General features: G+C 72.0%; 23 protein-coding genes and 2 pseudogenes. 16 read left to right on the top strand and 9 right to left on the bottom strand.

Features of this window, described 5'->3' with window-relative positions:
- The first annotated feature begins 32 nt into the window (after positions 1-32).
- From ACFXDJ_RS22160 to ACFXDJ_RS22105, 12 genes and pseudogenes are all read left to right on the top strand, one after another.
- A complete protein-coding gene (locus ACFXDJ_RS22160; protein ID WP_384850051.1) occupies positions 33-1,463 on the top strand; it encodes a DUF6716 putative glycosyltransferase in 1,431 nt (476 codons plus the stop codon).
- A pseudogene (locus ACFXDJ_RS22155) lies at positions 1,460-1,900 on the top strand (cytidylyltransferase domain-containing protein); the annotation flags it as partial. The gene ACFXDJ_RS22160 and the pseudogene ACFXDJ_RS22155, both read left to right, overlap by 4 nt.
- A gap of 360 nt (positions 1,901-2,260) precedes the next feature.
- On the top strand, positions 2,261-3,172 hold the full coding sequence (locus ACFXDJ_RS22150) for an N-acetylneuraminate synthase family protein (RefSeq protein WP_384651976.1): 912 nt from the start codon (positions 2,261-2,263) through the stop codon (positions 3,170-3,172).
- Between the two features lie 155 nt (positions 3,173-3,327).
- Positions 3,328-4,470: a hypothetical protein gene (locus ACFXDJ_RS22145; RefSeq protein ID WP_384850048.1), complete on the top strand. Its 1,143-nt coding sequence runs from the start codon at positions 3,328-3,330 to the stop codon at positions 4,468-4,470.
- 149 nt (positions 4,471-4,619) lie between these two features.
- On the top strand, positions 4,620-5,879 hold the full coding sequence (locus tag ACFXDJ_RS22140; RefSeq protein WP_384651974.1) for an amidohydrolase: 1,260 nt from the start codon (positions 4,620-4,622) through the stop codon (positions 5,877-5,879).
- A 229-nt stretch (positions 5,880-6,108) separates the two neighbouring features.
- Positions 6,109-7,164: a BMP family protein gene (locus tag ACFXDJ_RS22135; RefSeq protein ID WP_384651948.1), complete on the top strand. Its 1,056-nt coding sequence runs from the start codon at positions 6,109-6,111 to the stop codon at positions 7,162-7,164.
- A gap of 231 nt (positions 7,165-7,395) precedes the next feature.
- Positions 7,396-9,021: an ABC transporter ATP-binding protein gene (locus ACFXDJ_RS22130; RefSeq protein WP_384651972.1), complete on the top strand. Its 1,626-nt coding sequence runs from the start codon at positions 7,396-7,398 to the stop codon at positions 9,019-9,021.
- A complete protein-coding gene (locus ACFXDJ_RS22125; RefSeq protein WP_384651946.1) occupies positions 9,018-10,133 on the top strand; it encodes an ABC transporter permease in 1,116 nt (371 codons plus the stop codon). Before ACFXDJ_RS22130 ends, ACFXDJ_RS22125 begins: the two co-directional genes overlap by 4 nt.
- The gene (locus ACFXDJ_RS22120; RefSeq protein ID WP_384850045.1) at positions 10,130-11,395 is read left to right on the top strand and encodes an ABC transporter permease; all 1,266 of its coding nucleotides are present in this window, start codon (positions 10,130-10,132) and stop codon (positions 11,393-11,395) included. The genes ACFXDJ_RS22125 and ACFXDJ_RS22120 overlap by 4 nt, the downstream gene beginning before the upstream one ends.
- Entirely contained in the window at positions 11,392-11,790 is a 399-nt protein-coding gene (locus tag ACFXDJ_RS22115) for a cytidine deaminase (RefSeq protein ID WP_384651942.1), read from the top strand. The genes ACFXDJ_RS22120 and ACFXDJ_RS22115 overlap by 4 nt, the downstream gene beginning before the upstream one ends.
- Before the next feature lie 111 nt (positions 11,791-11,901).
- Positions 11,902-13,179: a thymidine phosphorylase gene (locus ACFXDJ_RS22110; RefSeq protein ID WP_384651940.1), complete on the top strand. Its 1,278-nt coding sequence runs from the start codon at positions 11,902-11,904 to the stop codon at positions 13,177-13,179.
- A 91-nt stretch (positions 13,180-13,270) separates the two neighbouring features.
- Positions 13,271-13,495: pseudogene (locus ACFXDJ_RS22105) on the top strand (hypothetical protein); the annotation flags it as partial.
- A gap of 30 nt (positions 13,496-13,525) precedes the next feature.
- On the opposite strand, the gene ACFXDJ_RS22100 reads toward ACFXDJ_RS22105, so the two are convergent.
- The 3 genes from ACFXDJ_RS22100 to ACFXDJ_RS22090 form a co-directional block, all read right to left on the bottom strand.
- Complete coding sequence (locus tag ACFXDJ_RS22100) at positions 13,526-14,551, bottom strand: sigma-70 family RNA polymerase sigma factor (protein ID WP_384850042.1); 1,026 nt, start codon at positions 14,549-14,551, stop codon at positions 13,526-13,528.
- Positions 14,552-14,650: 99 nt separating this feature from the next.
- Positions 14,651-15,256, bottom strand: a complete 606-nt coding sequence (locus ACFXDJ_RS22095; RefSeq protein ID WP_384850039.1) for a DUF402 domain-containing protein — start codon at positions 15,254-15,256, stop codon at positions 14,651-14,653.
- A 51-nt stretch (positions 15,257-15,307) separates the two neighbouring features.
- Positions 15,308-16,630 carry an MFS transporter gene (locus ACFXDJ_RS22090; protein ID WP_384850036.1) on the bottom strand — a complete coding sequence of 441 codons (1,323 nt, stop codon included), beginning with the start codon at positions 16,628-16,630 and terminating at the stop codon, positions 15,308-15,310.
- Between the two features lie 99 nt (positions 16,631-16,729).
- Here ACFXDJ_RS22090 and ACFXDJ_RS22085 point away from each other — a divergent pair, with 99 nt between their 5' ends.
- The gene (locus ACFXDJ_RS22085) at positions 16,730-17,686 is read left to right on the top strand and encodes a LysR family transcriptional regulator (RefSeq protein WP_384850033.1); all 957 of its coding nucleotides are present in this window, start codon (positions 16,730-16,732) and stop codon (positions 17,684-17,686) included.
- Here ACFXDJ_RS22085 and ACFXDJ_RS22080 read toward each other — a convergent pair.
- Together ACFXDJ_RS22080 and ACFXDJ_RS22075 are read right to left on the bottom strand one after the other, a co-directional pair.
- The gene (locus ACFXDJ_RS22080) at positions 17,640-18,797 is read right to left on the bottom strand and encodes a LuxR C-terminal-related transcriptional regulator (protein ID WP_384850030.1); all 1,158 of its coding nucleotides are present in this window, start codon (positions 18,795-18,797) and stop codon (positions 17,640-17,642) included. The two genes, ACFXDJ_RS22085 and ACFXDJ_RS22080, sit on opposite strands and share 47 nt — an antisense overlap.
- Positions 18,798-19,201: 404 nt before the next feature.
- Positions 19,202-19,924, bottom strand: a complete 723-nt coding sequence (locus ACFXDJ_RS22075) for an alpha/beta hydrolase (protein WP_384651929.1) — start codon at positions 19,922-19,924, stop codon at positions 19,202-19,204.
- A gap of 114 nt (positions 19,925-20,038) precedes the next feature.
- Here ACFXDJ_RS22075 and ACFXDJ_RS22070 point away from each other — a divergent pair, with 114 nt between their 5' ends.
- The 3 genes from ACFXDJ_RS22070 to ACFXDJ_RS22060 all read left to right on the top strand — a co-directional run bounded on the left by ACFXDJ_RS22070 (position 20,039) and on the right by ACFXDJ_RS22060 (position 22,526).
- The gene (locus ACFXDJ_RS22070; protein WP_384651927.1) at positions 20,039-21,187 is read left to right on the top strand and encodes an adenosine deaminase; all 1,149 of its coding nucleotides are present in this window, start codon (positions 20,039-20,041) and stop codon (positions 21,185-21,187) included.
- Positions 21,188-21,326: 139 nt separating this feature from the next.
- Positions 21,327-21,587: a hypothetical protein gene (locus tag ACFXDJ_RS22065; protein ID WP_384651925.1), complete on the top strand. Its 261-nt coding sequence runs from the start codon at positions 21,327-21,329 to the stop codon at positions 21,585-21,587.
- 138 nt (positions 21,588-21,725) lie between these two features.
- Entirely contained in the window at positions 21,726-22,526 is an 801-nt protein-coding gene (locus ACFXDJ_RS22060) for a hypothetical protein (protein WP_384651923.1), read from the top strand.
- 87 nt (positions 22,527-22,613) lie between these two features.
- On the opposite strand, the gene ACFXDJ_RS22055 is transcribed toward ACFXDJ_RS22060, so the two are convergent.
- The 4 genes from ACFXDJ_RS22055 to ACFXDJ_RS22040 are packed head-to-tail and all read right to left on the bottom strand — an operon-like array spanning position 22,614 to position 24,862.
- A complete protein-coding gene (locus tag ACFXDJ_RS22055) occupies positions 22,614-22,823 on the bottom strand; it encodes a PspC domain-containing protein (protein WP_330298220.1) in 210 nt (69 codons plus the stop codon).
- 51 nt (positions 22,824-22,874) lie between these two features.
- Positions 22,875-23,492 (bottom strand): VanZ family protein, encoded by a 618-nt coding sequence (locus tag ACFXDJ_RS22050; RefSeq protein ID WP_384850025.1) that lies wholly within the window; start codon positions 23,490-23,492, stop codon positions 22,875-22,877.
- Positions 23,493-23,542: 50 nt separating this feature from the next.
- Positions 23,543-24,193, bottom strand: a complete 651-nt coding sequence (locus tag ACFXDJ_RS22045; protein ID WP_384664104.1) for a PH domain-containing protein — start codon at positions 24,191-24,193, stop codon at positions 23,543-23,545.
- A gap of 36 nt (positions 24,194-24,229) precedes the next feature.
- Entirely contained in the window at positions 24,230-24,862 is a 633-nt protein-coding gene (locus ACFXDJ_RS22040) for a class F sortase (protein ID WP_384664102.1), read from the bottom strand.
- Positions 24,863-24,991: the final 129 nt, after the last annotated feature.

Below are 24,991 nucleotides of genomic sequence, written 5' to 3'. Positions count from 1 at the left end.
GATCACCGGAAAGGCGGAATAACTTCTGCCAGGTGCCAGCAAGCAATCGTGCGGCCGATCGTGCCGTCCTCCGAGTGGCCGTACTCGCCGATTCCGACACCCGGTGGAAATGGGGCGCGCTCACCGCGCGCCGTCTCGCCCCGGAGCCCCGCTCCGTCCAGCTGACCGGCTTCCTGCTGCGCGGTCGCGCCACGCCCACCACGCGCCAGCTCGGCGAGGTCGGCGTCCGGGCCGACCGGCTGACGGAGGTGACCTGCGCGGGGTTCCTGGCGGAACTGGCGGAGCCGGGGCGGCCGGGGCGCACCCGGTACGACGTGGTCGTCCTCGCACTGGTCGGCGGTGCGGTGCAGGCCGTTCTGCACGGGGCGCGGGCGCTGTGGCCCGAACCGGGCGCCCGGCCGGTGTTCGTCACCGGGTACGTCGGAGTCGTCTACGAGAAACTCGCCGACGGGCTGATGCTGCGGCACGGAGCGGACCTCGTCCTCGCCAACTCCCGCCACGACGCCGAGCGCTTCCGCGCCGTGTACGAGGGGGTCGGCGCGGATGCGGGGGCCGTCACCGAGACCGCGCTGCCCTTCCTGGGCGGGGCACCGTACGAGCCGGCCGGCGACACGGCCCACCGGGTGGTCTTCGCGGTCCAGCCGTCCGTACCGGACGGCCGCGCCGACCGCGCGTACCTGCTGGGGCGCGCCGCGGAGCACGCCAGGCTGCACCCGGAGCGGGAGGTGCTGATCAAACTGCGCAGCCGCCCAGGGGAGCACACCACGCACCTGGAGGAGCACCCGTACCAGCGTCTGGCGGAGCGGCTGCCCGGTGGCCTCCCCGCCAACTGCCGCCTGGTGTACGGGAACATGGGCGAGGTCCTCGACACCACGGACCTGCTGGTCACCGTCTCCTCGACGGCCGCCCTCGAATCCCTCCACCGCGGCATCCCGACGGCGGTCCTGACCGACCTCGGCATCCGGGAGGCCCTGGGCAACCACCACTTCCTCGGCTCCGGCTGCCTGGCCTCGTGGACCCAGCTCGACGCCGGTCTGCTGCCGCGGGCGGACCCGGAGTGGCTGGCGGCGCAGGGCGTGGCCGGCCCCCCGCCCCCCGGGCCGGCCGTGGCGGGGCCCGCCGCCGTGCCGGTACCCGACGCCGTCGTACCGGAGCCGGCCTCCGGCCCGGACGTCCATGCCGCCGCGCGGGCGCGGTTGGGGAGACTGCTGGAACAGCACCAACTCCCGCCCCTGGACCCGTATTACACGCAGGACACCGCTCCCGGGTACCTGCCCGGGATCCTGGCCCGGCATCATCTCGGCCCCGACGGGCGCCCGTTGCCCGGCGCGGTCCGCCCGGCCGGGGGGGAGTCCCGACTCCGCCGACGCCTCCGCGCGCACCTGCGCGAAGCGGCCCGCGGCGCCTACCGCCACGGCGTCCAGCGCGTCGCGCCCGTGATCCGCCGCCTGGGGGAGCTGTGAGGCCCCGCCCGGTCGAGGCCGGCGCGCACGTGCCCGGAGCCGGGGCTCCGGTGCGGACCGCGCCCAGGGTGCTGGCCGTGATCCCCGCCCGTGGGGGGTCCAAGGGGGTGCCGGGGAAGAACCTGGCCGACGTGGGCGGGACACCGCTGGTCGTGCGGGCCGTGCGGGCCTGCCTCGGGGCCGGGAGCGTCACCGACGTCCTCGTGTCCACCGACTCCGAGGCGATCGCCGCCGCCGCCCGCGCCGCCGGGGCCTTCGCACTGCGGCGGCCCGCTGGGATCTCCGGGGACACCGCCACCAGCGAAGCCGCCGTGCTGCACGCGCTCGACGCCTTCGAGGAGCTGCACTCGGTCACCGTCGACGTGGTCCTCCTGGTCCAGTGCACCAGCCCCTTCGTCACCGCCTCCGACGTCGAGTCGGTCGCCGCGGCCGTCGCGTCCGGCGACGCCGACTCCGCGCTCACCGTGGCTCCCTTCCACGGGTTCCTCTGGCGGGCGGAGCCCGACGGGTCCGGAGCCGGGGTCAACCACGAGACCTCGTACCGCCCGCGCCGCCAGGACCGCCCCCAGGACCTGCTGGAGACCGGCGCCGCCTACGCCATGTCCGCCGCCGGGTTCCGGACCGCCCGCCACCGCTTCTTCGGGCGGACCGTGCCCGTGGCCACCGATCCCGCGCGGGTCCTGGAGATCGACGATCCCCACGACCTGGCCCGCGCCCGCGCCCTCGCCCCCGTACTCACATCTCCCGAGCTCACACCTTCCGAGCTCACACCTCCCGTACCGAAGGACAGCTCTGCCATGAACAGCACCCCCGCAGCCCCCCGCCTCCGCACCTTCGGCTCGCGCACCGCCGGCCCCGGTCAGCCCGTGTACGTGGTCGGCGAGATCGGCATCAACCACAACGGCGACCTCGGCAACGCCCTCGCCCTCATCGACGCCGCCGCGGAAGCCGGCTGCGACGCCGTGAAGTTCCAGAAGCGCACCCCCGAGATCTGCACCCCGCGCGACCAGTGGGACATCGAGCGGGACACCCCCTGGGGCCGGATGACCTACATCGACTACCGCCACCGCGTGGAGTTCGGCGAGGACGAGTACCGCGCCATAGACGAGCACTGCGCCAAGCGCGGCATCGACTGGTTCGCCTCCCCGTGGGACACCGAGGCCGTCGCCTTCCTGGAGAAGTTCGACCTTCCCGCGCACAAGGTCGCCTCCGCCTCGCTGACGGACGACGAACTGCTGCGCGCGCTGCGCGCGACCGGCCGCACGATCGTCCTCTCCACCGGGATGTCCACCCCGAAGCAGATCCGGCACGCGGTGGAGGTGCTCGGCAGCGACAACATCCTGCTCTGCCACGCCACTTCCACCTACCCGGCCAAGGCCGAGGAGCTCAACCTGCGGGTCATCAACACCCTCCAGGAGGAGTACCCGAACGTCCCGATCGGCTACTCCGGCCACGAGACGGGCCTCCAGACCACGCTGGCCGCGGTCGCGCTCGGCGCGGCCTTCGTCGAGCGGCACATCACCCTCGACCGCGCGATGTGGGGCTCCGACCAGGCCGCCTCCGTCGAGCCGGGCGGCCTGACCCGCCTGGTCCGCGACATCCGCACCATCGAGACCGCGCTCGGCGACGGCGTCAAGCGGGTCTACGAGTCCGAGCTCGGCCCGATGAAGAAGCTCCGCCGGGTCCAGGGCGAGCTCGCCGCGGTGTGAGCCCAAAATCCAGCCCCGCCCGGGGGCCCCTCCCAGCGGTAGCTGGGGGAGTTTGAGGCGCGGGGGTCCGGGGGCTGGCCCCCGGCAGCGGACCCGCGCGGCGGGCTCGTACGGCCAGTGCGTCGTTCCTTCCGCCCTCTGACAAGGAGTACGTGGTGACCCCTTCAGCCCCCACCCTGGCCTTCGTAGAGAGTCCGGTCCAGCTACTCAACGTCCTGGAGTGGGCGCACGCCCAGCGCACCGGCCTCCTCGGGGCCGTCCCGTGCCAGCCCGCCCGGGGGGCCGGAGCGCAGCCCGCGGCTCCGGCAGCCGCCGTGGGGCTCCGGATCGTCGTGCTGCCGCCCACCGACCCCATGTCCCGGGGCCAGCTGCGCCGGATGGCGGGGCTGGCCCGGGACGAGGGGCACGAGGTGCAGTGGCAGGAGGCGCGCGGCGGCCGGTACGCGCCGGTCAGGGCGCTCGCCGCGCTGGCGCGCGACGTGCGGGCCGCGCGCCGGGTGGTGATAGGGGATCCCTTCTCGCGGTACGTGCAGCTCCTGCTGACCCTGGTCCGGGCCGAGGAGCTCGTCGTGGTCGACGACGGCACCGCCACCATGGAGTTCGTCGCCCAGACGGCCCGGGGCGAGCGGCTCGTCCGCTGGCACCGGGCCGGCGGCGGGGGACTGCCGGGCCGGCTGCGCGAGCTGGCGTACGCGCCGGTGTCGGCGACCGCCCGGCGGCGGTTCACCCCGCCCCCGGGCGGCCGCCGCAGCGTCGAGGTGTTCAGCTCGATGCCGGTGACCGCCCCGCACGCCGCGATGACCGTCCGGCTCAACGACTTCGCCTGGACCCGGGCGCGCTTCGGCCCGCCGCGCCTGACGAAGGGCACCGACCTGGTCGGGACCTCGCTGGTGGAGACCGGGGTGGTCGATCCGGACCGCTACCTGGAAGCGGTCCGCGCCCTGGCCCTGGAGCACGGCGCCACCCGCTACTTCGCGCACCGCCGGGAGTCCCCGGAGAAGCTGCGCGCGCTGAGGGAGGCGACGGGGTTGGAGATCGTACGTCCGGACCTGCCGCTGGAGCTGATCGCGCGGCGCGGACCGGTCGGACGTACGATCGTCAGCTTTCCGTCCACGGTCGTCCACACGCTGCCGTACGCCCTCTCCGGTACCGGTGTGACGGTGGCCGTATGCGATGTGGATCCGCGCTGGCTCACGGAGGACGCCTCGGTGCGGGCCCGCGGTTTTCTCGCCGGGGTCACGGACACGGCCCGCGATGTGCACAGACTTCCTGCTCAGGCGGCCCCGGCGGCCGGATGAGGGGCTGAGTGAGCGCGCGAGTTTACCCCCGCTCACATCCGGTCATGCGTCCAGAGGCCGGGTTTCTTTCCCCTAACGGCATGAACTTTTGGTGATCTCCAGCCAGTTGAGGTGTAGGTGCGCCTACCCTTAAAAAGGTGAACCAGTTGATGTCCCGCGAGTCCCAGACCGCCTTGCCCGGCAAGCCCGACCGGCCCGAGCTGCCCGGCAAACTTCCGGACCACCTGCGTGCCGAACTGATCGCCTTCCGCCGGGACTTGCACATGCATCCCGAGCTGGGACACCACGAGTTCCGCACCACGGCGGCCATCAAGGCCCGGCTGGAGAAAGCAGGCCTGCGCCCGAGGGTGCTGAAATCGGGCACCGGGCTCATCTGTGACGTGGGGACCTGGGACCGGGTCCGGCCCATGCTGGCCCTGCGCGCGGACATCGACGCCCTGCCCATCCCGGATGCCAAGACGCACGTCTCGTACCGCTCGACCGTCCCGGACCGCGCCCACGCCTGCGGCCACGACGTGCACACCGCCGTCGTCCTCGGCGCCGGCCTCGTCCTCGCCGAGCTCGACCGCCAGGGCCTGCTGCCCCGGCCGGTGCGGCTGCTCTTCCAGCCCGCCGAGGAGGTCCTGCCGGGCGGCGCCACCGAGGCCATCGACTCCGGGGTGCTGGACGGCGTCGGCAAGATGATCGCCGTGCACTGCGACCCCCGGGTCGACGCCGGCCGGATCGGTCTGCGCAGCGGGCCCATCACCTCGGCCTGCGACCGGCTGGAGGTCACCCTCGAAGGGCCGGGCGGGCACACCGCCCGTCCGCACCTGACCACCGACCTGGTGACGGCGGCCGCCCGGCTCGCCATCGACCTGCCGGCCGTGCTGGCCCGGCGGATGGACGCCCGCTCGGGCATGTCGGTCACCTGGGGCCGGATCGAGGCCGGGCACGCCTGCAACGTCATCCCGATGCACGCGGAGCTGTCCGGAACCATCCGGTGCCTGGACCTGAACGCCTGGCACGAGGCCCCCGACCAGATCCACGCGGCCATCGACGAGATCGCCTCGCTGCACCGCGCCAAGTCGGAGATCACCTACGTGCGCGGAGTGCCCCCGGTGGTCAACGACCCGGTGGTCACCGAACTGCTGCGCGAGGCGATGGGTGCCCGGCTCGGCCCCGATTCGGTCGAGGACACCGAGCAGAGCCTGGGCGGCGAGGACTTCTCCTGGTACCTGGAGCACGTGCCGGGAGCCATGGCCCGGCTGGGGGTCCGTACGCCCGGCGACACGGCCAAGCGGGACCTGCACCGGGGCGACTTCGACGTGGACGAGGCCGCGATCGGGGTCGGCGTGGAGTTCTTCACGGCCGCCGCACTGCTGGACGGCCGGCCGCTGGAGGCACGCCACGCCAGGCCCGCCGGCTGACCGACTGGCCGAAATCCGTACAGCACCGGCGGCCGGCCGGTCGGAAGCGTCCAGCCCTTGGTACACAAGGGCTGGATGGGGCAGGAGTTACCGATCGGTCACTGTCTGGTTCACGACGATCCGATAACGACTCATGAACGGGCCTTTAACTGACATCTACGCGCGTTACGATCTCGGCGAAACCAGCGCCGGTCGTGGCGCTTCGGTCAGGTTTTGAAGGAGCCTCCCCTTGCGCCGGATCACCAGGATCGCCACCGTGGGCATCGCGTCCGCGGCGCTGGCCCTCTCGGCCACCGCCTGTGGCGGTAAGAAGTCCTCGGACTCGTCGTCGGCCTCCTCCTCCCCGGAGAAGTCCGTCGCCATCGCGTACGACATCGGTGGCCGCGGCGACCAGTCGTTCAACGACGCCGCCTACGCCGGCCTCCAGCAGGCCGAGAAGGACCTGGGCGTCAAGGGCGCCGAGGCGGAGCCCACCGCCGGCGAGGGCGAGGCCGACAAGGTCCAGCGCCTGACCGAGCTGGCCCGCAAGGGCAACAACCCGGTCATCGGCGTCGGCTTCTCCTACGCTCCGGCCATCAAGAAGGTCGCGGAGAAGTTCCCGAAGACCACGTTCGGCATCATCGACGACACCTCGGTGACCGCTCCGAACATCGCCAACCTCGTCTTCAACGAGGAGCAGGGCTCCTACCTGGCCGGCGTCGCCGCCGCCAAGGCGTCCAAGTCCGGCACGGTCGGCTTCATCGGCGGTGTCGAGGTTCCGCTGATCAAGAAGTTCGAGGCGGGCTTCACCCAGGGCGTCAAGGACACCAACCCGAACGCCAAGGTGCTCACCCAGTACCTGACCCAGCCGCCGAACTTCGACGGTTTCGCCAAGCCCGACCTGGGCAAGGCCGCCGCTGAGGGCCAGCTCGACAAGGGCGCCGACGTGATCTACGCGGCCGCCGGTCTGGCCGGCTCCGGTGCCATCGAGGCCGCCGCCGCCAAGGACAAGTGGGCCATCGGCGTCGACTCGGACCAGTACAACCAGGCCGGTCTGGCGAAGTACAAGGACCACATCCTGACCTCGGTCACCAAGCAGGTCTCGCTGTCGGTCTTCAACCTGATCAAGTCGGTCGAGGACGGCAAGCCCCAGTCCGGTGAGGTCCGCTACGGCCTCGACAAGGACGGCGTCGGCCTGGCCGACTCCAACCCCGAGTACAAGAAGATGACGGACGTCGTCGCCGCGGTCGACAAGGCGAAGGCCGACATCATCGCCAAGAAGATCACCGTCAAGACCGCGCCGTAAGGCACCGTCTGACATGCGGTAAGCGTGATCTCCGGGGTCCGGGAAGCGGTCTCTATCGCTCCCGGGCCCCGATCCGTGTCATGTGGTTTCGTGTGATCTTGTGGCCGGTTGGCCGCAAGTTTTCACTTTCGACAGTGCTACGCGCGTAGAAGCATCGTGGACGCGATACTTTCTCTCCCCGCCCTGTCCCCCTCCTGTCTTCAGCTCCTTCCGCGCCAAGGAGAGTGCGTCATCAACGCGTCCAGCCCGCCCCCCGCCGTAGAACTGCACGGCATCACCAAGCGCTTCCCCGGCGTCGTCGCCAACAAGGACATCGCGATCACCGTCCGCAAGGGCACGGTCCACGCCCTCGTCGGTGAGAACGGCGCCGGCAAGTCGACCCTGATGAAGATCCTCTACGGCATGCAGAAGCCGGACGAGGGCACCATCGCGATCGACGGGGAGCAGGTCTCCTTCCACAGCCCCGGCGACGCCATCGCCCGCGGCATCGGCATGGTGCACCAGCACTTCATGCTGGCCGACAACTTCACCGTCCTGGAGAACGTGGTTCTCGGCGGCGAGCAGCTCTACGGCATCGGCGCGAAGGCGCGCAAGAAGATCAAGGAGATCTCGGACGCGTACGGCCTCGGCGTACGCCCCGACGCCCTGATCGAGGACCTCGGCGTCGCCGACCGGCAGCGCGTGGAGATCCTCAAGGTCCTCTACCGCGGCGCCAAGATCCTCATCCTCGACGAGCCGACCGCCGTGCTCGTGCCGCAGGAGGTCGACGCCCTCTTCGACAACCTGCGCGAGCTCAAGGCCGAAGGCCTGACCGTCATCTTCATCTCGCACAAGCTGGGCGAGGTCCTGAAGGTCGCCGACGACATCACCGTCATCCGGCGCGGCACCACGGTCGGCACCGCCGACCCGCGCAACACCACGACCAAGCAGCTCGCCGAGCTGATGGTCGGCTCCGAACTCCCCTCCCCGGAGACCCGCGAGTCCACCGTGACCACCACCCCGATGCTCAAGGTGGAGGACCTGCGGCTGGCCGCGACCGACCCGGACGGCGTGGTCCGCGAGGTGCTGGCGAACATCAACCTCACCATCCACAAGGGTGAGGTGCTCGGCATCGCCGGCGTCGAGGGCAACGGCCAGACGGAGCTCATCGAGGCCCTGATGGGCATGAGCATCCCGGACGGCGGCACCATCACGCTGGACGGCACCGACATCTCCACCGTCGCGACGCGCAAGCGCCGCGAGGGCGGAATCGGCTACATCCCCGAGGACCGCCACCGGCACGGTCTGCTGCTGGAGTCCCCGCTCTGGGAGAACCGCATCCTCGGCCACGTCACCGAGGCCCCCAACTCCAAGCGCGGCATCCTCGACCCGAAGGCCGCCCGCAAGGACACCGAGCGGATCGTGCGCGAGTACGACGTCCGCACGCCCGGCATCGAGGTCACCGCCTCCTCGCTCTCCGGCGGCAACCAGCAGAAGCTGATCGTCGGCCGCGAGATGAGCCACAACCCGAAGTTCCTCATCGCCGCCCACCCCACCCGCGGTGTGGACGTCGGCGCGCAGGCGCAGATCTGGGACGCGATCCGCGAGGCCCGCCGCGAAGGCCTGGCGGTCCTGCTGATCTCCGCCGACCTGGACGAGCTGATCGGCCTGTCCGACACCCTGCGCGTCATCTACCGCGGCCGCCTGGTCGCGGACGCCGACCCCGCGACCGTGACCCCCGAAGAGCTCGGCACCGCCATGACGGGCGCCGCCTCCGGGCACCTCGAAGTGCCCCCGCGAGCCACAGAAGCCACCGACAACCACTCCGACGCCGGCACGGACGCCCGTACCGACTCTCCGGAGGACGAGGCCCGATGAAGAAATTCGACAAGGACCGGCTGCTCCTCGGCTTCGCCGGCCCCGTGCTCGCGCTGGTCACCGCCTTCGCGCTGACCATGATCGTGCTGGCGGCGACGGGCGTCGACCCGATCGACCCGCTGCGCCTCATGGTGGAGAACTCCGGCTACGAGGACGTCCAGGTCCTCATCATCAACCAGGCCGGTACGTACTACCTGGCCGCCCTGGCGGTGGCCATCGGCTTCCGGATGAACCTCTTCAACATCGGCGTCGACGGCCAGTACCGCCTCGCGGCGATGGTGTCCGCGGTGGTCGGCGCGGCGGTCACGCTGCCCGGTCCGCTGCACATCCTGCTGATCGTGGTCGTCGCCATGCTGGTCGGTGCCTCCTGGTCCGGCATCGCCGGCGTCCTGAAGGCCAAGCGCGGTGTCAGCGAGGTCGTCTCCACGATCATGCTGAACGCCATCGCGACCAGCCTGATCGCCTGGCTGATCCTGCCGAAGAACCTGGGCGTCCAGCCCGCGGGCTCGAACGACCTGACCACCGGCGAGATCGCCAAGTCCGGCTGGTTCCCGGCCCTGGCCTTCGGTGACGGCCTGGAGATCTACGGCTTCACCTTCGTCGCCTTCGCGCTGGGCATCGTCTACTGGTTCACGCTGAGCCGCACCCGCTTCGGCTTCGACCTGCGCGCCACCGGCGCCAGCGAGTCCGCCGCGCAGGCCTCCGGCGTGGACGCCAAGAAGATGATCATCACCTCGATGCTCATCTCGGGCGCCGTCGCCGGCCTCGCCGGCATGCCGGTCCTGCTCGGCGAGAGCCACACGTACAGCCTGTCCTTCCCGGTCGGTGTCGGCTTCACCGGCATCACCATCGCGCTCCTCGGCCGCAACAGCCCGATCGGCATCTTCTTCGCCGCGTTCCTGATGGCCTTCATCGACAAGGCCTCGGCCTCGCTCGACACGGCCGGGTACGCGAAGGAGATCGGCACGATCATGAAGGGCCTGATCGTGATCGCGGTCGTCGTCTCCTACGAGCTCGTCCGCCGTTACGGCATCCGCCGCCAGCAGCAGAAGGTCGGCGAGGAACTGGCCGCAGGCCACGCCATCAAGACCGAGAAGGAGGTCTCGGCGTGAGCACCAGCACCGTTTCCGCGACCAGCGCCGCGCCCAAGAAGCAGGACGGCCGCAAGAAGCTCACCCTCCCGTGGATCATGCTGATCGTCGCGGGCGGCCTCGCGCTGGTCTCGCTGGTCCGCGTGATCAGCGGCGCGAACGACCTGACCTCGATCGGCCAGGTCTCCGGAGCGCTCTCCCTCGCCGTGCCGATCGGCCTCGCCGGCCTCGGCGGCCTGTGGGCCGAGCGTGCGGGCGTGGTCAACATCGGCCTCGAAGGCATGATGATCCTCGGCACCTGGTTCGGCGCCTGGGCCGGCTACCAGTGGGGCCCGTGGACCGGCGTTCTCGTCGGCATCATCGGCGGCGCCATCGGCGGCCTGCTGCACGCGGTCATCACGGTCACCTTCAACGTCAACCACATCGTCTCCGGTGTGGCCATCAACATCCTGGCGCTGGGCTTCACCCAGTACCTGTCGAAGTTCACCTTCGCGGAGGCTCCCGGCGGCTCCGCCAAGCAGTCCCCGCGCATCGAGCCGATCTACGAGATCACCGTGCCGGGGCTGTCCGACTGGATGGCGACCCTCCAGGGCAAGCACTGGTTCTTCGTCTCGGACCTCGCGGGCGTCATCGGCGGCCTGGTCACCCACCTGTCGCTGCTGACCGTCGTCGCGCTGCTGCTCATCCCCGGCACCTGGTGGGTGCTGTGGCGCACCACCTTCGGCCTGCGGCTGCGCTCCTGCGGCGAGAACCCGGTCGCCGCCGAATCGCTCGGCGTCAACGTCTACAAGTACAAGTACATCGCCGTGATCGTCTCGGGCGCCCTGGCGGGCCTGGGCGGCGTGTTCCTGTCGATCGTGGCCAGCCCGATCTACCAGGAGGGCCAGACCGGCGGCCGCGGTTACATCGGTCTCGCCGCGATGATCTTCGGCAACTGGATGCCGGGCGGCATGGCGCTGGGCGCCGGCCTCTTCGGCTTCACCGACAGCCTCAAGCTGCGCGGCGGCGCCGAGAACGTCCACGCGATGCTGCTGCTCATCGCGATCCTGCTGGTCCTGGTCGTCGCCTGGCAGCTCTACAAGAAGAAGTACGTCCAGGCCGGCGTCTCGGCGGTCTTCGCCGTGCTGCTGTTCCTCTGGTACGCGCTGACCGACGCGGTCCCCAGCCAGTTCGTGGACGCCGCCCCGTACCTGACCACGCTGCTCGTGCTCGCGCTGTCCGCGCAGCGCCTGCGGATGCCCAAGGCGGACGGCATGCCGTACCGCAAGGGCCAGGGCAAGTGACGGCGGCCCCGGCAGTGGACTGGGAAGCCCTGCGCGTCGCCGCGCGGGACGCCATGACCCGGGCGTACGCGCCGTACTCGGGCTTCCCGGTCGGGGTCGCCGCCCTCGTCGACGACGGGCGGGTCGTGACCGGCTGCAACGTCGAGAACGCGAGCTACGGGCTGGCCCTGTGCGCCGAGTGCGGTCTGGTCTCCTCCCTCCAGGCCACGGGCGGCGGGCGCCTCACCCACTTCACGTGCGTGGACGGCAAGGGCGAGAGCCTCGTCCCCTGCGGGCGCTGCCGCCAGCTGCTGTACGAGTTCGGCGGGCCGGACCTGCTGGTGGAGACGCCGGACGGGATCCTGCCGCTGAGCGCGATGCTGCCGCAGGCCTTCGGGCCCGACCACCTGAGATAGCCGTACCGACGGCCCTTCGCCCCTGCCGGGCGGAGGGCCGTCTCCCTTCCCTCCCCCTCCCGAACCTCCTCCCTCCTCCTCATCTCTATGCGCGTAGAAGGAAGTCACCTCATGGACGTCATCTCCGTCATCCGCACCAAGCGTGACCGCGGCGAACTGAGCCCCGAGCAGATCGACTGGGTCATCGACGCGTACACGCGCGGTGTGGTCGCCGACGAGCAGATGTCGGCGCTGGCGATGGCCATCCTGCTGAACGGCATGAACCGGGCCGAGATCGCCCGCTGGACCGCCGCGATGATCGCGAGCGGCGAGCGGATGAACTTCGACTCCCTCTCCCGCCCGACGGCCGACAAGCACTCCACCGGCGGCGTCGGCGACAAGATCACCCTGCCGCTGGCCCCGCTCGTCGCCGCCTGCGGCGCGGCCGTACCGCAGCTCTCCGGCCGCGGCCTCGGCCACACCGGCGGCACCCTGGACAAGCTGGAATCCATCCCCGGCTGGCGCGCGCTGCTCTCCAACGAGGAGATGCTGCACGTCCTGGACACCACCGGCGCGGTGATCTGCGCGGCGGGCGACGGGCTGGCCCCGGCCGACAAGAAGCTGTACGCGCTGCGCGACGTCACGGGCACCGTCGAGGCCATCCCGCTGATCGCCTCCTCCATCATGTCGAAGAAGATCGCGGAGGGCACCGGCTCGCTCGTCCTGGACGTGAAGGTCGGCACCGGCGCGTTCATGAAGAACATCGAGGACGCGCGCGAGCTGGCGCGGACGATGGTGGGCCTGGGCACGGACAGCGGGGTCAAGACGGTCGCCCTCCTCACCGACATGTCCACCCCGCTCGGCCTGACGGCCGGCAACGCGCTGGAGATCCGCGAGTCGGTGGAGGTCCTGGCGGGCGGCGGCCCCTCGGACGTGGTCGAGCTGACCCTGGCCCTCGCGCGGGAGATGCTGGACGCGGCGGGCATCAAGGACGCCGACCCGGCGAAGGCGCTGGCCGACGGCTCCGCGATGGACGTGTGGCGCCGGATGATCGCGGCGCAGGGCGGCGACCCGGACGCGGCCCTGCCGGTGGCCCGCGAGCAGCACGTGGTCACCGCCCCGTCCTCGGGCGTGCTGACGCGCCTGGACGCGTACGGGGTGGGCGTGGGCGCCTGGCGCCTGGGCGCCGGCCGCGCGCGCAAGGAGGACCCGGTCCAGGCGGGCGCGGGCATCGAGCTGCACGCGAAGCCGGGCGACACGGTGACGGCGGGCCAGCCGCTGATGACCCTGCACACGGACACCCCGGAGAAGTTCGACTACGCCCTCGCGGCGCTGGACGGCACCTTCGACATCGCGGCGGCCGGCACGTCCTTCTCCGCCACCCCGATCGTCCTGGACCGCATCGCGTAGTCCTGCTCGTGCGGCTGAACGGGACCGGTGGACGCCCGCCGGTCCCGTTCGTGGTGCCAGGCATGCCGGGCATGCCCTGCCTACCCGGCCGATGAGTTCCGGGCCGCGGGGGAGTCACCCTCTCGTGGAGATCATGAGACTCGTGCTGCCCGGACCGTCCCCGACCGCCCAGGACACGGCCCGGCTGTGTGCCCGGCTCGCCCTGCTGTACGAGGGCGGCGCGGCCGCGGTGGTGTGCGACGCCGGGGCCGTCACGGCCCCCGGCCTCGCCGCCGTCGAGGCACTGGCCCGGCTGCGGCTCGCCGCCGGGGACCGGCCGTTCCGGGTCACCGGGGCCGGGCCGGCCCTACGCGCCCTGCTGGACCTCGTAGGGCTCGTAGGACTCGTCGAGCTGCTCGGGGAGACCGAAGAGCGGGAACCACCGGGGGGTGTCCAGGAAGGCGTTGAGCCCGACGATCTTTCCGTCTGAGACCTCCAGCACCTGGAGCGCCCACGGGGTCCACCCCGGCTGCCCGTCCTCGCGCGGCCGGTACTGGCCGAAGGCCGGCATGCCGTTCGCCGTGGTCGGGACCAGGCGGGAGCCCTTGCAGCCTATGCCCTGGTTCAGGTGCCAGGCCGCGATGTCCTCGTGGCCCTGGAGCCACAGGTCGAACGGCGGCATCGACAGCACCGCGTCCTCGTGGAGGAGGCTGGTCAGGCGGGAGATGTCGTAGGCCTCGAAGGCGGCGAGGTACTGCCCCAGCAGCTTCACCTGCTCCGCGTCCAGCGGGTCCGCGGACTGGCTCTCGCGCATGCGCGTGGCGGACAGCGTCGCGCGGGCCCGCTGCAGGGCGCTGTTCACCGAGGCGACGGTGGTGTCCAGCAGGGTCGCGACCTCGTCCGCCTTCCAGGCCAGCACCTCGCGCAGGATCAGCACCGCCCGCTGCTTGGCCGGCAGGTGCTGGAGGGCCGCCACGAAGGCCAGCCGGACGGACTCCCGGGCCAGCGCCATCTCCGCCGGATCGGCGGTCTGCGGGAGCACCCGCCCGTCGGGGACCGGCTCCAGCCAGGTCACCTCGGGCCGCTCGTTGAGGATCGCGGAGGCCTGGTGCTGCGGGGCGGTGAGGTCCATGGGACGGGCCCGCTTGTTCCCCGCGTTCAGCAGGTCCAGGCAGACGTTGGTGGCGATCCGGTAGAGCCACGACCGCAGCGAGGACCGGCCCTCGAACTTGTCGAAGCTCCGCCAGGCACGGATGTACGTGTCCTGCACCGCGTCCTCGGCGTCGAAGGCCGATCCGAGCATGCGGTAGCAGTAGCCGGTGAGCTCCACTCGATACCGGTCGAGCGCCTCGTCCAGCTCCGGGCTGGCCCCACGGTCCGTCGTCTCCGCCATGTCCCTTGATCCCCTTGCTAGTTCCCGATGCCTCGGAAAGTACCCGACCCCTCTGACAACGGCAGCCCGGCACGCGGTGGCGAGGCGGCCGGTGAGCGGTCAGAGCGGCGGTTCCGGCAGGTCAGGCAGGTCAGGCAGGTCCGGCACCGGCCACGACGCCGGCGGGCGGAAGTCGCACCAGGTGCCGTCGAAGGGGTAGGCGGCCGACTCCACGAGCCGCGTGACGCGGACGCCCTCCGCGCGGATTCCGGTGGCCTCGGCCGCCGTCCAGTACGACGGGTGGCCCGTCTTCGCCGCGAAGGACTCCTCGTCCTTCCACGCCCACACCCGGTCCGGGGTGACCGTTATGTCCAACTCCTGGTCTATCACGTGGACGTCCGCGCCCTCCCGCCTGCGGGATTCGAGGTTGACGTACCAGCCCTTGAAGGCGTGCTCCTTCGTGAAGGTCCACCACACCGCGTGCCCGGCCCCGGCCGGCTGGAGGATCAGCGCGCCCCCGCGCCGCCACCGGCTCGCCCGCAGCGGGTACGAGCCCTCCGGCGGCAGGTCCCGCAGGTGGGTGCCGGGCGGGAGCGTGGCGCGCCAGACCGGCGTGCCCGGGGCGATCCACAGCAGCAGGCCGTCGGCGCCGGACTCCACCACGCGGGCCGGGCAGACCATGCTGACCGTGCCGCCGAGGATGAGGTGAAAGTTGACTATGGACATGACCGGCGATCATGCCATCCGGGTCCGTCGGCGAGTCCGCCGGGCAGCGGGTCAGCGGGCGGGCAGTGCCGCCGCGTGGGCCGCGCGGGCCGCGTGGGATCCGTACAGGGTGATCGAGACGACGCCGACGACCGCGAGCAGCGCGAGGGCGACCGTGGCCGCCCAGCCCGCCGAGTGGTAGGCGAGGGCGCCCAGGGTGCCGCCCGCGCTGGAGCCGAGGTAGTACGCCGACTGGTAGAGCGCCGAGGCCTGCGCGCGACCCGTCTTCGCCGTGCGGCTCACCGCCGCCGAGGCCACGGCGTGGCCCGCGAAGAAGCCGGCCGTGATCAGGACCAGGCCCAGCAGGATGGCCGGGAGGGAGTCCGACAGGGAGAGGAGCAGGCCCAGGGCCGTCGTGGTCACCGCCAGGTACAGCGCCCCGCGCCGGCCCGTACGGGCCACCAGCTGGCCCGCGGCCGCGGAGGAGACCGTACCGACCAGGTAGACCAGGAAGATCGAGCCGATGACGCCCTGCCCGAGGGAGAACGGCTCCTCGACCAGGCGGTAGCCGATGACGGTGTACACGGCGCCGAAGACGGTCATGAACAGCGCGCCGATCCCGTACAGGCGCAGCAGCAGCGGGTCGCGCAGATGGCCGGAGACGGTACGTCCCACCGCGCGCGGGTTCAGCGAGGCCGGCCGGAAGAACCGGGCCCGGGGGAGGAGGACCAGGAAGGCCGACGCGCAGGCCAGCGACATCAGGCCGACGGCCAGCAGCCCGCCGCGCCAGCCCCAGGCCTGGGCCGCCCAGCCCGTGACGAGGCGGCCGCTCATGCCGCCGATGGAGTTGCCCGCCACGAACAGGCCGATCGTGGCGACCAGCGCCTTCGGCTTGACCTCTTCCGCCAGGTACGCCATCGCCGAGGCCGGGATGCCGGCGATCGCCGCGCCCTGGACGGCGCGCAGCGCGATCAGCCACTCCAGGTTCGGCGCGAAGGGGACGAGGAGGCCGACGCCCACGGCCACCGCCATCGAGCAGGTCATCATCCGGGTCCGGCCGAACCGCTCGGACAGCGCGCTGAGCGGCAGGACGAACAGCGCGAGGGCGCCGGTGGCCGCCGAGACCGTCCAGCTGGCCTGACCCGCCGTCACGCCGAAGCCGGCGGAGATCGCGGGCAGCAGTGCCTGAGTGGAGTAGAGGAGGGCGAAGGTGGCCAGGCCCGCGGCGAAGAGCGCGAGGCTCATCCGGCGGTAGCCGGGGCGGCCGGGCTCACGCGCTTCGGGGGCGGGGGTCTCGGACGCGGAGGTCCCGGCGGCCGGGGTCTCGACTGCGGCAGGGAAAGGCGAGGTGGAGGCACCCACGGTGGTGGGTGCCCCGGTATGAGCGGGAGGCATGTGTACGACCGTAGAACCGGTCTTTTCATGCGTCCAATGCACGGATTCGCGATAATCGATCCATTGGTGCATCAGCACAGGTCAGATGGGTGCCTATCGATGAGTCGTTACGAAGAAGACATGGCCGTGACACATGCGCTGGCCCCGCGCCTCGCGTACTTCGCGGCCGTCGCCCGGCACGAGCACGTCACCCGCGCCGCGCACGAGCTGGGAGTTCCCCAGTCCACCCTGTCGCGGGCCATGGTCCGCCTCGAACAGGACCTGGGCGTCGCGCTGTTCGCCCGCAAGGGCCGCACCGTGTCCCTCACCACCGCGGGCCGCACCTTCCTCGCCTCCGCCGAGCGCTCGCTGGCGGAGATCGCCCGCGCCGCGGGCTCCGTCCAGCAGGACGCGGACCCGTCCTTCGGCAAGGTCGCCTTCGGGTTCCTGCACACCCTGGGCCCCGAGACCGTACCCGGACTGATCCGCGCCTTCCGGGCCGACCATCCGGGCGTACGGTTCTCGCTGGTCCAGAACTACGGCGAGGCCATGCTGGAGAAGCTCCGGGCCGGCGAGCTCGACCTCTGCCTGACCTCGCCGCTGCCCGACGCCCCCGATCTGGTCGCCCGCCGCCTCGACGAGCAGCGGCTGCGCCTGGTGGTCCCCGACGACCACCGCCTCGCCACCCGCAAGCGGATCAGGCTGGCCGAGGCCGCCGAGGAAACCTTCGTCACCCTGGAGCCCGGCTACGGCCTGCGCCGGATCACCGACGACCTGTGCGCGGAGGCCGGGTTCACGCCCCGGGTGGCCTTCGAGGGGGAGGAGGCCGAGACCCTGCGCGGGCTCGTCGCGGCCGGTCTCGGCGTCGCGCTGCTGCCGCCGCCCGCCGTGGCCCGGCCGGGGGTGGTCGAGCTGACGGTCACCGCTCCGCGCGCGGTCCGTGAGATCGGGGTCGCCTGGCTGGACGGGCATCCGGACACGCCGCCGGTGGCCCAGTTCAAGCGGTTCCTGCTGTCCCGGCGCGGGCGCCTCATCCCGGAGCTCCCGGAACTTCCGGAGCCTCGTCCGGGGGCGTGAGCGGGGGTGCGGGAGGGGAAGCGCGCGGGGCCGGGGCAGCGGCCGCCGACAGCAGGTATCCGGCCTGGAAGCGGGATTTGGCGCCCACCGCGCGCATGATCTCGGCGATGTGGCGCTGGCAGGTCCGCTCGGACATGCCGAGCCGCCGGGCGATGACCTTGTCCTCCATCCCCTCCGCCAGCAGCCGCACGATGGTCTGGCGGAGCTCCTCGGAGATCGAACGGGCCTGGTCCGGGCCGACGGTGGTGGTGAAGGGCTCCGCCACCGCCCAGGAGCGTTCGAAGGTCTGCACCATGAAGTGGACGACATTCGGCTCGCGCACCAGCAGCGCCGCCTTGGTGTCGCCCTGAACCTCCATCAGGCCGGTGTGCCGGTCGACGAGGATCATCCGCATCAGGCCGTCGCCGACGGTACGGACCTGCGAGCCGAGGGCGGTCACCCGCTCGACGTACGCGGCCGTGGGCGGGGAGTAGCGGGCGGTGTGCTGGTAGATCGTGCGCATCCGCACGCCCCGGGTCAGCAGCGCCTCGTCCCGGAGCACCGCCTCCGCCAGGATCGCGGGCGGGCGGCCGCCACCCGGATGGCAGGTCAGGATCTCGCACTCGGCCGACGCGGCGAACCCCTGGAGCAGGTCCCGGAGCGCGTCCTGGTCGGTGATCAGCTCCAGGCTGTCCGCCCCGTCGCGGTCGCGCTGCGAAGAGCCCGCCTCGTACTGCGGGACCAGCGTCTCCAGCAGGGCCCGCAGGCGGTCCATCTCCTCGTGGGTCTCGCGCACCCGCAGGGCCAGCGGGGCCAGCGTCCGGGCGGTGGCGGTCCGGGGGGACACGGCGCTCCAGCGCACCGGAGGCCGGCTCGGGGGCTCCGGTGCCCGGCCCTGCGCCGGGCCGTCCGCGGACCCCTGCGCCGGGCCGTCCACCGGGCCGTCCGCGTGGCCGTCCGGGCGGGGCTGGAGCAGGTGCGCCGCCGCGAGCTCGGCGATGGCGGCACAGACGTCGGCCGGGTCGCCCAGCACCTCGGCGGCCTCGGCCTCGGTGAAGGCGTGCCGCTCGGCCGCGTACCCGTACAAGCGTCGGGCCACGGTGCTCAGCTGGTCCGCTTCATCCCCTGGCATGTGCGTATTCGTCCCGGCCTGTGACGATTCGTAAACCCCTCGTGTTCCCGCAAGGCACCAAGACGATGCCCTTCGATCTTCGCCACCATATGCCGAACCGGCACAGTGGGACCACGGCGTTCTCGGGGGAGGGTGCGGGCTCCACGAGTCCGTGCTTCGCCGTCATGGCTGCGCGTCCGTAGACCGGGCGCATGCCTCAGGTGGTTGCGCAGGGCCCGCCCGCGCCGTCCGACCGTGAGGGGACGGTACGGCCGGCGCGGCCGGCCCCGCGCGACCACCCGCACGCCTCCGCGCGACCACCCACACCCCTCCGCGCCGCCGCCCCGGAGCCGCCGCCCCGGACGGCCGGCGCCCTGGACGCCGTGAATGACCAGCCGCGGGGGCGTGGGGGACCTGAGGAGATGTCAGCCCCGCAGGGAGCGCCCGTAGCCGGAGGCGAGCGGCATCCGCAGGCCCAGCGGCGGCGGAGCCGCCAGCGCGTCGGTGACCGGGCGCGAGTAGGAACCGCAGAACACCGAGCCGAGGACGAAGTCCACGGACAGGGCCACGACTTCCGCCTGATGCTCGCGCAGTCCGTGGCCGTCGGAGTGCACCTCGAAGCGGCACGTCGTGCGGTTGGCCTTCTTCGCCCGGGTCGCCAGCCGGTACGACAACTCCGGGTCGCTGCGCGCGTCGTTGGTGCCGTGCACGATCAGCACCCGGCGGCCCGACAGCTGTTTCACCGGTTCGGGGGAGTCGGAGGCGGACCGTTTCGGCAACGAAGGGGCGAGCGCCAGAACGGAGTTGACGGCCTCGTGGCCGGCCGCTGCGAGGGCCGCCCGGCCGCCCGCGTCGTATCCGGCCAGGCACACCGGCACGTCCCCGTACCTCCGGACCACCTCGTCCGCCGCCCACTCGGCGTCCTCCTCCCGGGTGTCGCCCCGGCCGTGGATGACCTGGTGGGTGACCAGCCCGTCCGCCGCGCCCGCGCGGGCCAGTGCCCGGGCGAGCGGACGTAACGGACCGGGGGACAATCTGGACGCTCCGGGAAGCAGGAGCACCACACCACTGACCGTGGAAATCGAGCCGGTCGCGCCGGCCGCCCGCCCCAGACGGGCCCCGCGCGCCGACGGCGCATGCTGTGCCATGGCGAAACAGTCTCAGACGCCGAGGTGTACGCCACCCGTCCGCACGGTCACTGTTACATATCGGGTCCAGGTAACAGCGCATCACTCTACGCGCGTAGGAGCTAGAGTGCCCAGATGACGAGCGAGACCCCCAACCTGCCCACCCCGGATCAGATCCGCCGCTCCCCGAAGGTGCTCCTGCACGACCACCTCGACGGTGGTCTGCGCCCCGGGACCATCATCGAGCTGGCCGACAAGGTCGGCTACGGGAACCTCCCCGAGACCGATGCCGCCAAGCTCGGCACCTGGTTCCGCGAAGCCGCCGACTCCGGCTCCCTCCCGCGCTATCTGGAGACGTTCGCGCACACCTGCGCGGTCATGCAGACGAAGGAGGCCCTCTTCCGGGTCGCCTCCGAGTGTGCCCAGGACCTGGCCGAGGACGGCGTCGTGTACGCCGAGATCCGCTACGCGCCCGAGCAGCACCTGGAAGCCGGCCTGACCCTCGAAGAGGTCGTCGAGGCCGTGAACGAGGGCTTCCGCGAGGGCGAGCGCCGTGCGCGGACCAACGGCAACCGCATCCGCGTCGGCGCGCTGCTGACCGCGATGCGGCACGCGGCCCGTGCGCTGGAGATCGCGGAGCTGGCCAACCGCTACCGCGACAACGGCGTGGTCGGCTTCGACATCGCCGGCGCCGAGGCCGGGTTCCCTCCCACCCGCCACCTCGACGCGTTCGAGTACCTCAAGCGCGAGAACAACCACTTCACCATCCACGCGGGCGAGGCCTTCGGCCTGCCGTCGATCTGGCAGGCCCTGCAGTGGTGCGGCGCCGACCGGCTCGGGCACGGCGTGAAGATCATCGATGACATCGAGGTCGCCGAGGACGGCTCGGTCACGCTGGGCCGCCTGGCTTCCTACGTCCGGGACAAGCGCATCCCCCTGGAGATGTGCCCGACGTCGAACCTGCAGACGGGCGCGGCGGTCTCCTACGCCGAGCACCCGATCGGCCTGCTGCGCAAGCTGCACTTCAGGCTGACCGTCAACACCGACAACCGGCTGATGAGCGGCACCAGCATGAGCCGCGAATTCGAGCACCTGGTCGACACCTTCGGCTATTCGCTTGAGGACATGCAGTGGTTCACGGTCAATGCGATGAAGTCCGCGTTCATTCCTTTCGATGAACGACTGGCCATGATCAACGACGTGATCAAGCCCGGTTATGCAGAGCTGAAGTCGGAGTGGCTGTTCCGTCAGACCGCTTCCACCAGGGGTTCTGTCTCGGCCTAGGCCATGGGGTGACCGACTGAAGGCGTCCGGGAGGAGCAATTCCCGGGCGCCTTCTCGTATTTAATGATGTTTGCGGGGCGGGGTTTGAAGTGACTAGTTTGCGGAGCCGCTCATTTCCCCGTCGCAAGGACGAACCTTCATGAAGCAGTCAGCTGCCAAGACCCTCGGTGTCGCCGCTCTCGGTGCCGCCTTCGCCGCCGTCGCCGCCGGTACCGCCTCGGCCGCCGTCCCTGCCGTCGGTCTCGGCGACGCGCTGGGCACCGTCCAGGGCCTCACCAGTCAGCAGAAGGTGGGCGCGGAGGAGGGTCAGCCGGCCACCCAGTCGAGCGACCCGGTCGGCCAGCTCACCAGCAGCCTCGGGGGCCTGCCGCTCGGCGGCCTCAGCAACCTCGGCGGCTGACCCGCATCCGCGGGATTCGCACGCACGCACACGTGGCGCACACCCCTTCGGGCAGGTGTGTGCCACGTCGTGGCATGTGCCACGATCACAGCCAACTGCCCGCCGACGTACGGGGTATGAGGTAATTCGATCATGCGCATGAAGGCTCGAACGGCCACGGCCGCGCTGCTCCCCGCCCTGCTGTTCGCAGCGGTGGGATGCAGCAGTACGCACACCTCCGCGGGCGGTGGGCCCGCGGACCCGAAGGGCTCCGCCAGCGCACCCGGCCAAGCCGCGTCGGCCGGCTCCGCCGGATCTCCGGGGGCCGCGGGCTCCGCGGGTGCCTCCGGGTCGGCCGGTGCCTCCGGCACGGCCGCGCCGAAGCGGGCCGCGAGCAGGCTGGAGCGCTCCGCCCTGGAACAGGGCGACCTGCCCGGCTACCAGATCTCCGCGAACGGCAAGAACCCCAACGCCCCCGCCGGCCAGCCCCAGGCCGACCGCAAGGCGTGCCAGCCGCTCGCCGACATCATGGGCGACAAGCCCGACCCGGCCGCGCGCGAAACCGTCAACCGGGGCGTCGGCTCGCAGACCCAGCTGGGCCTCGCCGTCTCCGCCTCGGTCAGCTCCTACGCCGAGTCCGACGCGAAGGCGCTGATCGCCCGCCTCAAGGACGCCGTGGCCTCGTGCGGGACGGGCTTCAACGCCACCGTCGAGAAGAAGGCCGGCAGCTACAGCGAGGTGAAGCCGGTCGATTACAAGGCGGGCGGTGACGAAAGCGTCAGCTGGACCACGACCGTCTCCGCGGCGGGAGTCGCGGCCCAGGTGCACCTGGTCGTGGTGCGTCAGGGAGACACCGTCGTACGCCTGATGGCCCTCAACGTGACGGGGAACGGGAAGACTCCCGAGGTCCCGCACGCGGTGACCGACAAGCAGCTCCAGAAGGTCCGCGCGGCCGGCTGAGCACCGGACCGCCGCCGGGAGCACCGCCGGGGCCGCCGCCGACACCGCCGGCCGGCCGGGCCGCCCGCCGACCGGGCGGCCGTGGAACTACCAGCCGGCGGTTCCGGCGGCGCCCGTCTTGTCGTTCGGCAGGAGCACCCACAGCGCCAGGTAGATCAGGAACTGCGGGCCGGGGAGCAGGCACGACACCACGAAGATGAGACGCATCGTGTTCGCGGATATTCCGAATCGGCGCGCAAGACCGGCACAGACTCCGCCGATCCATCGTCCGTCACGGGGGCGGGCAAGGGCGCTCATGGTCTCTCCTCGGTCGTTCGTCGTCTTCTCGGGAGGCTTTCCCTCGATGACTCAATACTCCCGCTGAACCGCGGACAGGACGTCGCTCCAGCGGCCGAGCCCGACCCTGGTAATTCTCGGGGTCTGGCCCTGAGAGCCGCTCTGAGGGACCACCCGGGGTCCCGCCTGGGGGCCGCCCGCCGGAGCGGCCTTCGGGGAACGCCGCAGCCGGGCCCGCAGCACCGGCAGGACGGCCAGGTGCGCCACCATCACGCCGAGGGTGTTCAGCAGCACCGAATCCACGTCGACCACCTGCCCCGGGACCGCGGTCTGGAGCATCGCGACCCCGACCGAGACCAGCACGCCCGCGGCGGCGGTCCGGGCCAGCGAGGACCACGCGGCCAGCGGCGACAGCCCCACGCGCCCGCCCGCCAGCGGCAGCAGCACCCCGAGCGGGGCCAGCAGCGCCAGCCCCCCGCCGATCCGGCGGGCCGCCTCCAGGGGTCCGTAGGCGAGGTCCGCCCGGATCCCTTCCAGCGGGGTCAGATTGGCCGCGGCGGCCCAGGGAACGTCCAGCGGGCGCAGCATCAGCCAGCCGACGAGGAGGAGGTGAACGGCCAGCAGGACCCCGGAGAGAAGCCGGATCCGCAGGTGAATAGCGGCATTACCGCTGCCCTTGAGACGGTGCACGCCTGTGGAGACGCACCGTCCGGTCTCCGCGGTTCCGGGATAAGGGCCGGTCAGCCCGTGGCGAGCAGCACAATCAGGAGCAGCGCGCCGATCACGGCCGGCACGAGGATCTCGAAGGACCAGGCGACCTTCACCTTGCCCTGGGCGCCGGCCCGCGAGGCCCCGCGCTCGTGCAGTTCGCGCAGCTCGGCCACGGTCCGGTCCGCCGTGGCCCGCGGCGCCGCCTCGCCCGGCTGCTGCCGGGGCTCGACGGGAGCGGTCGCGCTCCGCCCCATGATCCCGCCCATCCGGCTGGGCCCGCCCTGCTGGAGGCGGTTCACCCGCTTGCGCTCCCGCAGGGAGACGGGGACGGACCACAGCTGGTACTTCGACCCCTCGGCCAGCACCTCGGCCGAGAACCCGGCGCGCACGGTGTCCACGGCGGCCCAGGGCAGTTCGATGGTCCGGAACGGGTTCCGCACGCGCATCCGGTCCGCGTTGGCGAAGACGGCGGGGCGGATGGTGAAGGCCACGACGAGCGGCGTGAAGCACACGGCGGCGGCGAGGGCGATCCAGGGGGAGTTCCCGCTGCCCCGCACCGCGGCGTCCCCGCAGAGCCACGCGAGCAGGGCGAGCATGGCCACGCCGGTGACGGTCGCCATGGGGGAGCGGTAGACCCGGTCGTCGTACACCGGTTCGTCGGTGGGCTGCTCGTTGCTCATGCGGCCGATTCTGCCTCACTGCGCCGCCTGGGCGTATCAGCCCACGAGATCGGCGTACAAGATGATGTTGTCGGGGCGGTGACCTGCGGTGATCTCGCCGCCGCAGGTGATCAGGCGCAGCTCGGGGCGCGCGGTGTCCCCGTAGACCTTCGCGGTGGGGAAGCTCTTCTTGTCCACCTGCTCCAGTTCGCGCACCCGGAAGACCGCGTCGGTGCCGTCCGCCCGGGTCACCGTGATCTCGTCCCCGGTGTGGACGCGGGAGACGTCGCGCAGGACGGCCGGGCCGCGCGCGGTGTCGAAGTGGCCGATCAGCACGGCCGGACCGGTCTCACCGGGTGTGACGCCCTTGGTGTACCAGCCGATCTTGTCCCCGTCCGCCACGGAGGGCACCTGGACGGTGCCGTCGGCGGCCAGCCCGAGCCGGAGCACGGGGGAGGTGTCCACGCCCGCCGCGGGCACCCGGACACGTACGGGCTCCGAGGCGGCCATCGGCGCGGCGGGTGAGGCCGTCGGGGCGGGCGCGGGCGCGGGCGCGGCGGTGGCCGCGGCCACGTGAGCGGGCTGGGTGGCCGTCGGGGCGGCCGCGGGGGCGGCGCCGCCGCAGCCGGTGAGGACGGCCAGGGCGAGCGGCGCGAGCAGCACGGTGGCGCGGAGAGCGGCACGGGACATCGGGGAACTCCTGAACGGGAACCGGGGGGGGCCCCCCCCCGGGGGCGCCCCCCCCGGGGGGGGGGGGCGGGGGGGGGGGGGGCGGACCGGGAGCTCAGCGCGGCCCGCCCGGCAAACACGCGCCGCGCG

The sequence above is a fragment of the Streptomyces sp. NPDC059443 genome, from assembly GCF_042750105.1.
GTDB lineage: Bacteria > Actinomycetota > Actinomycetes > Streptomycetales > Streptomycetaceae > Streptomyces.
This window is presented reverse-complemented; position numbering and strand designations above follow the sequence as displayed.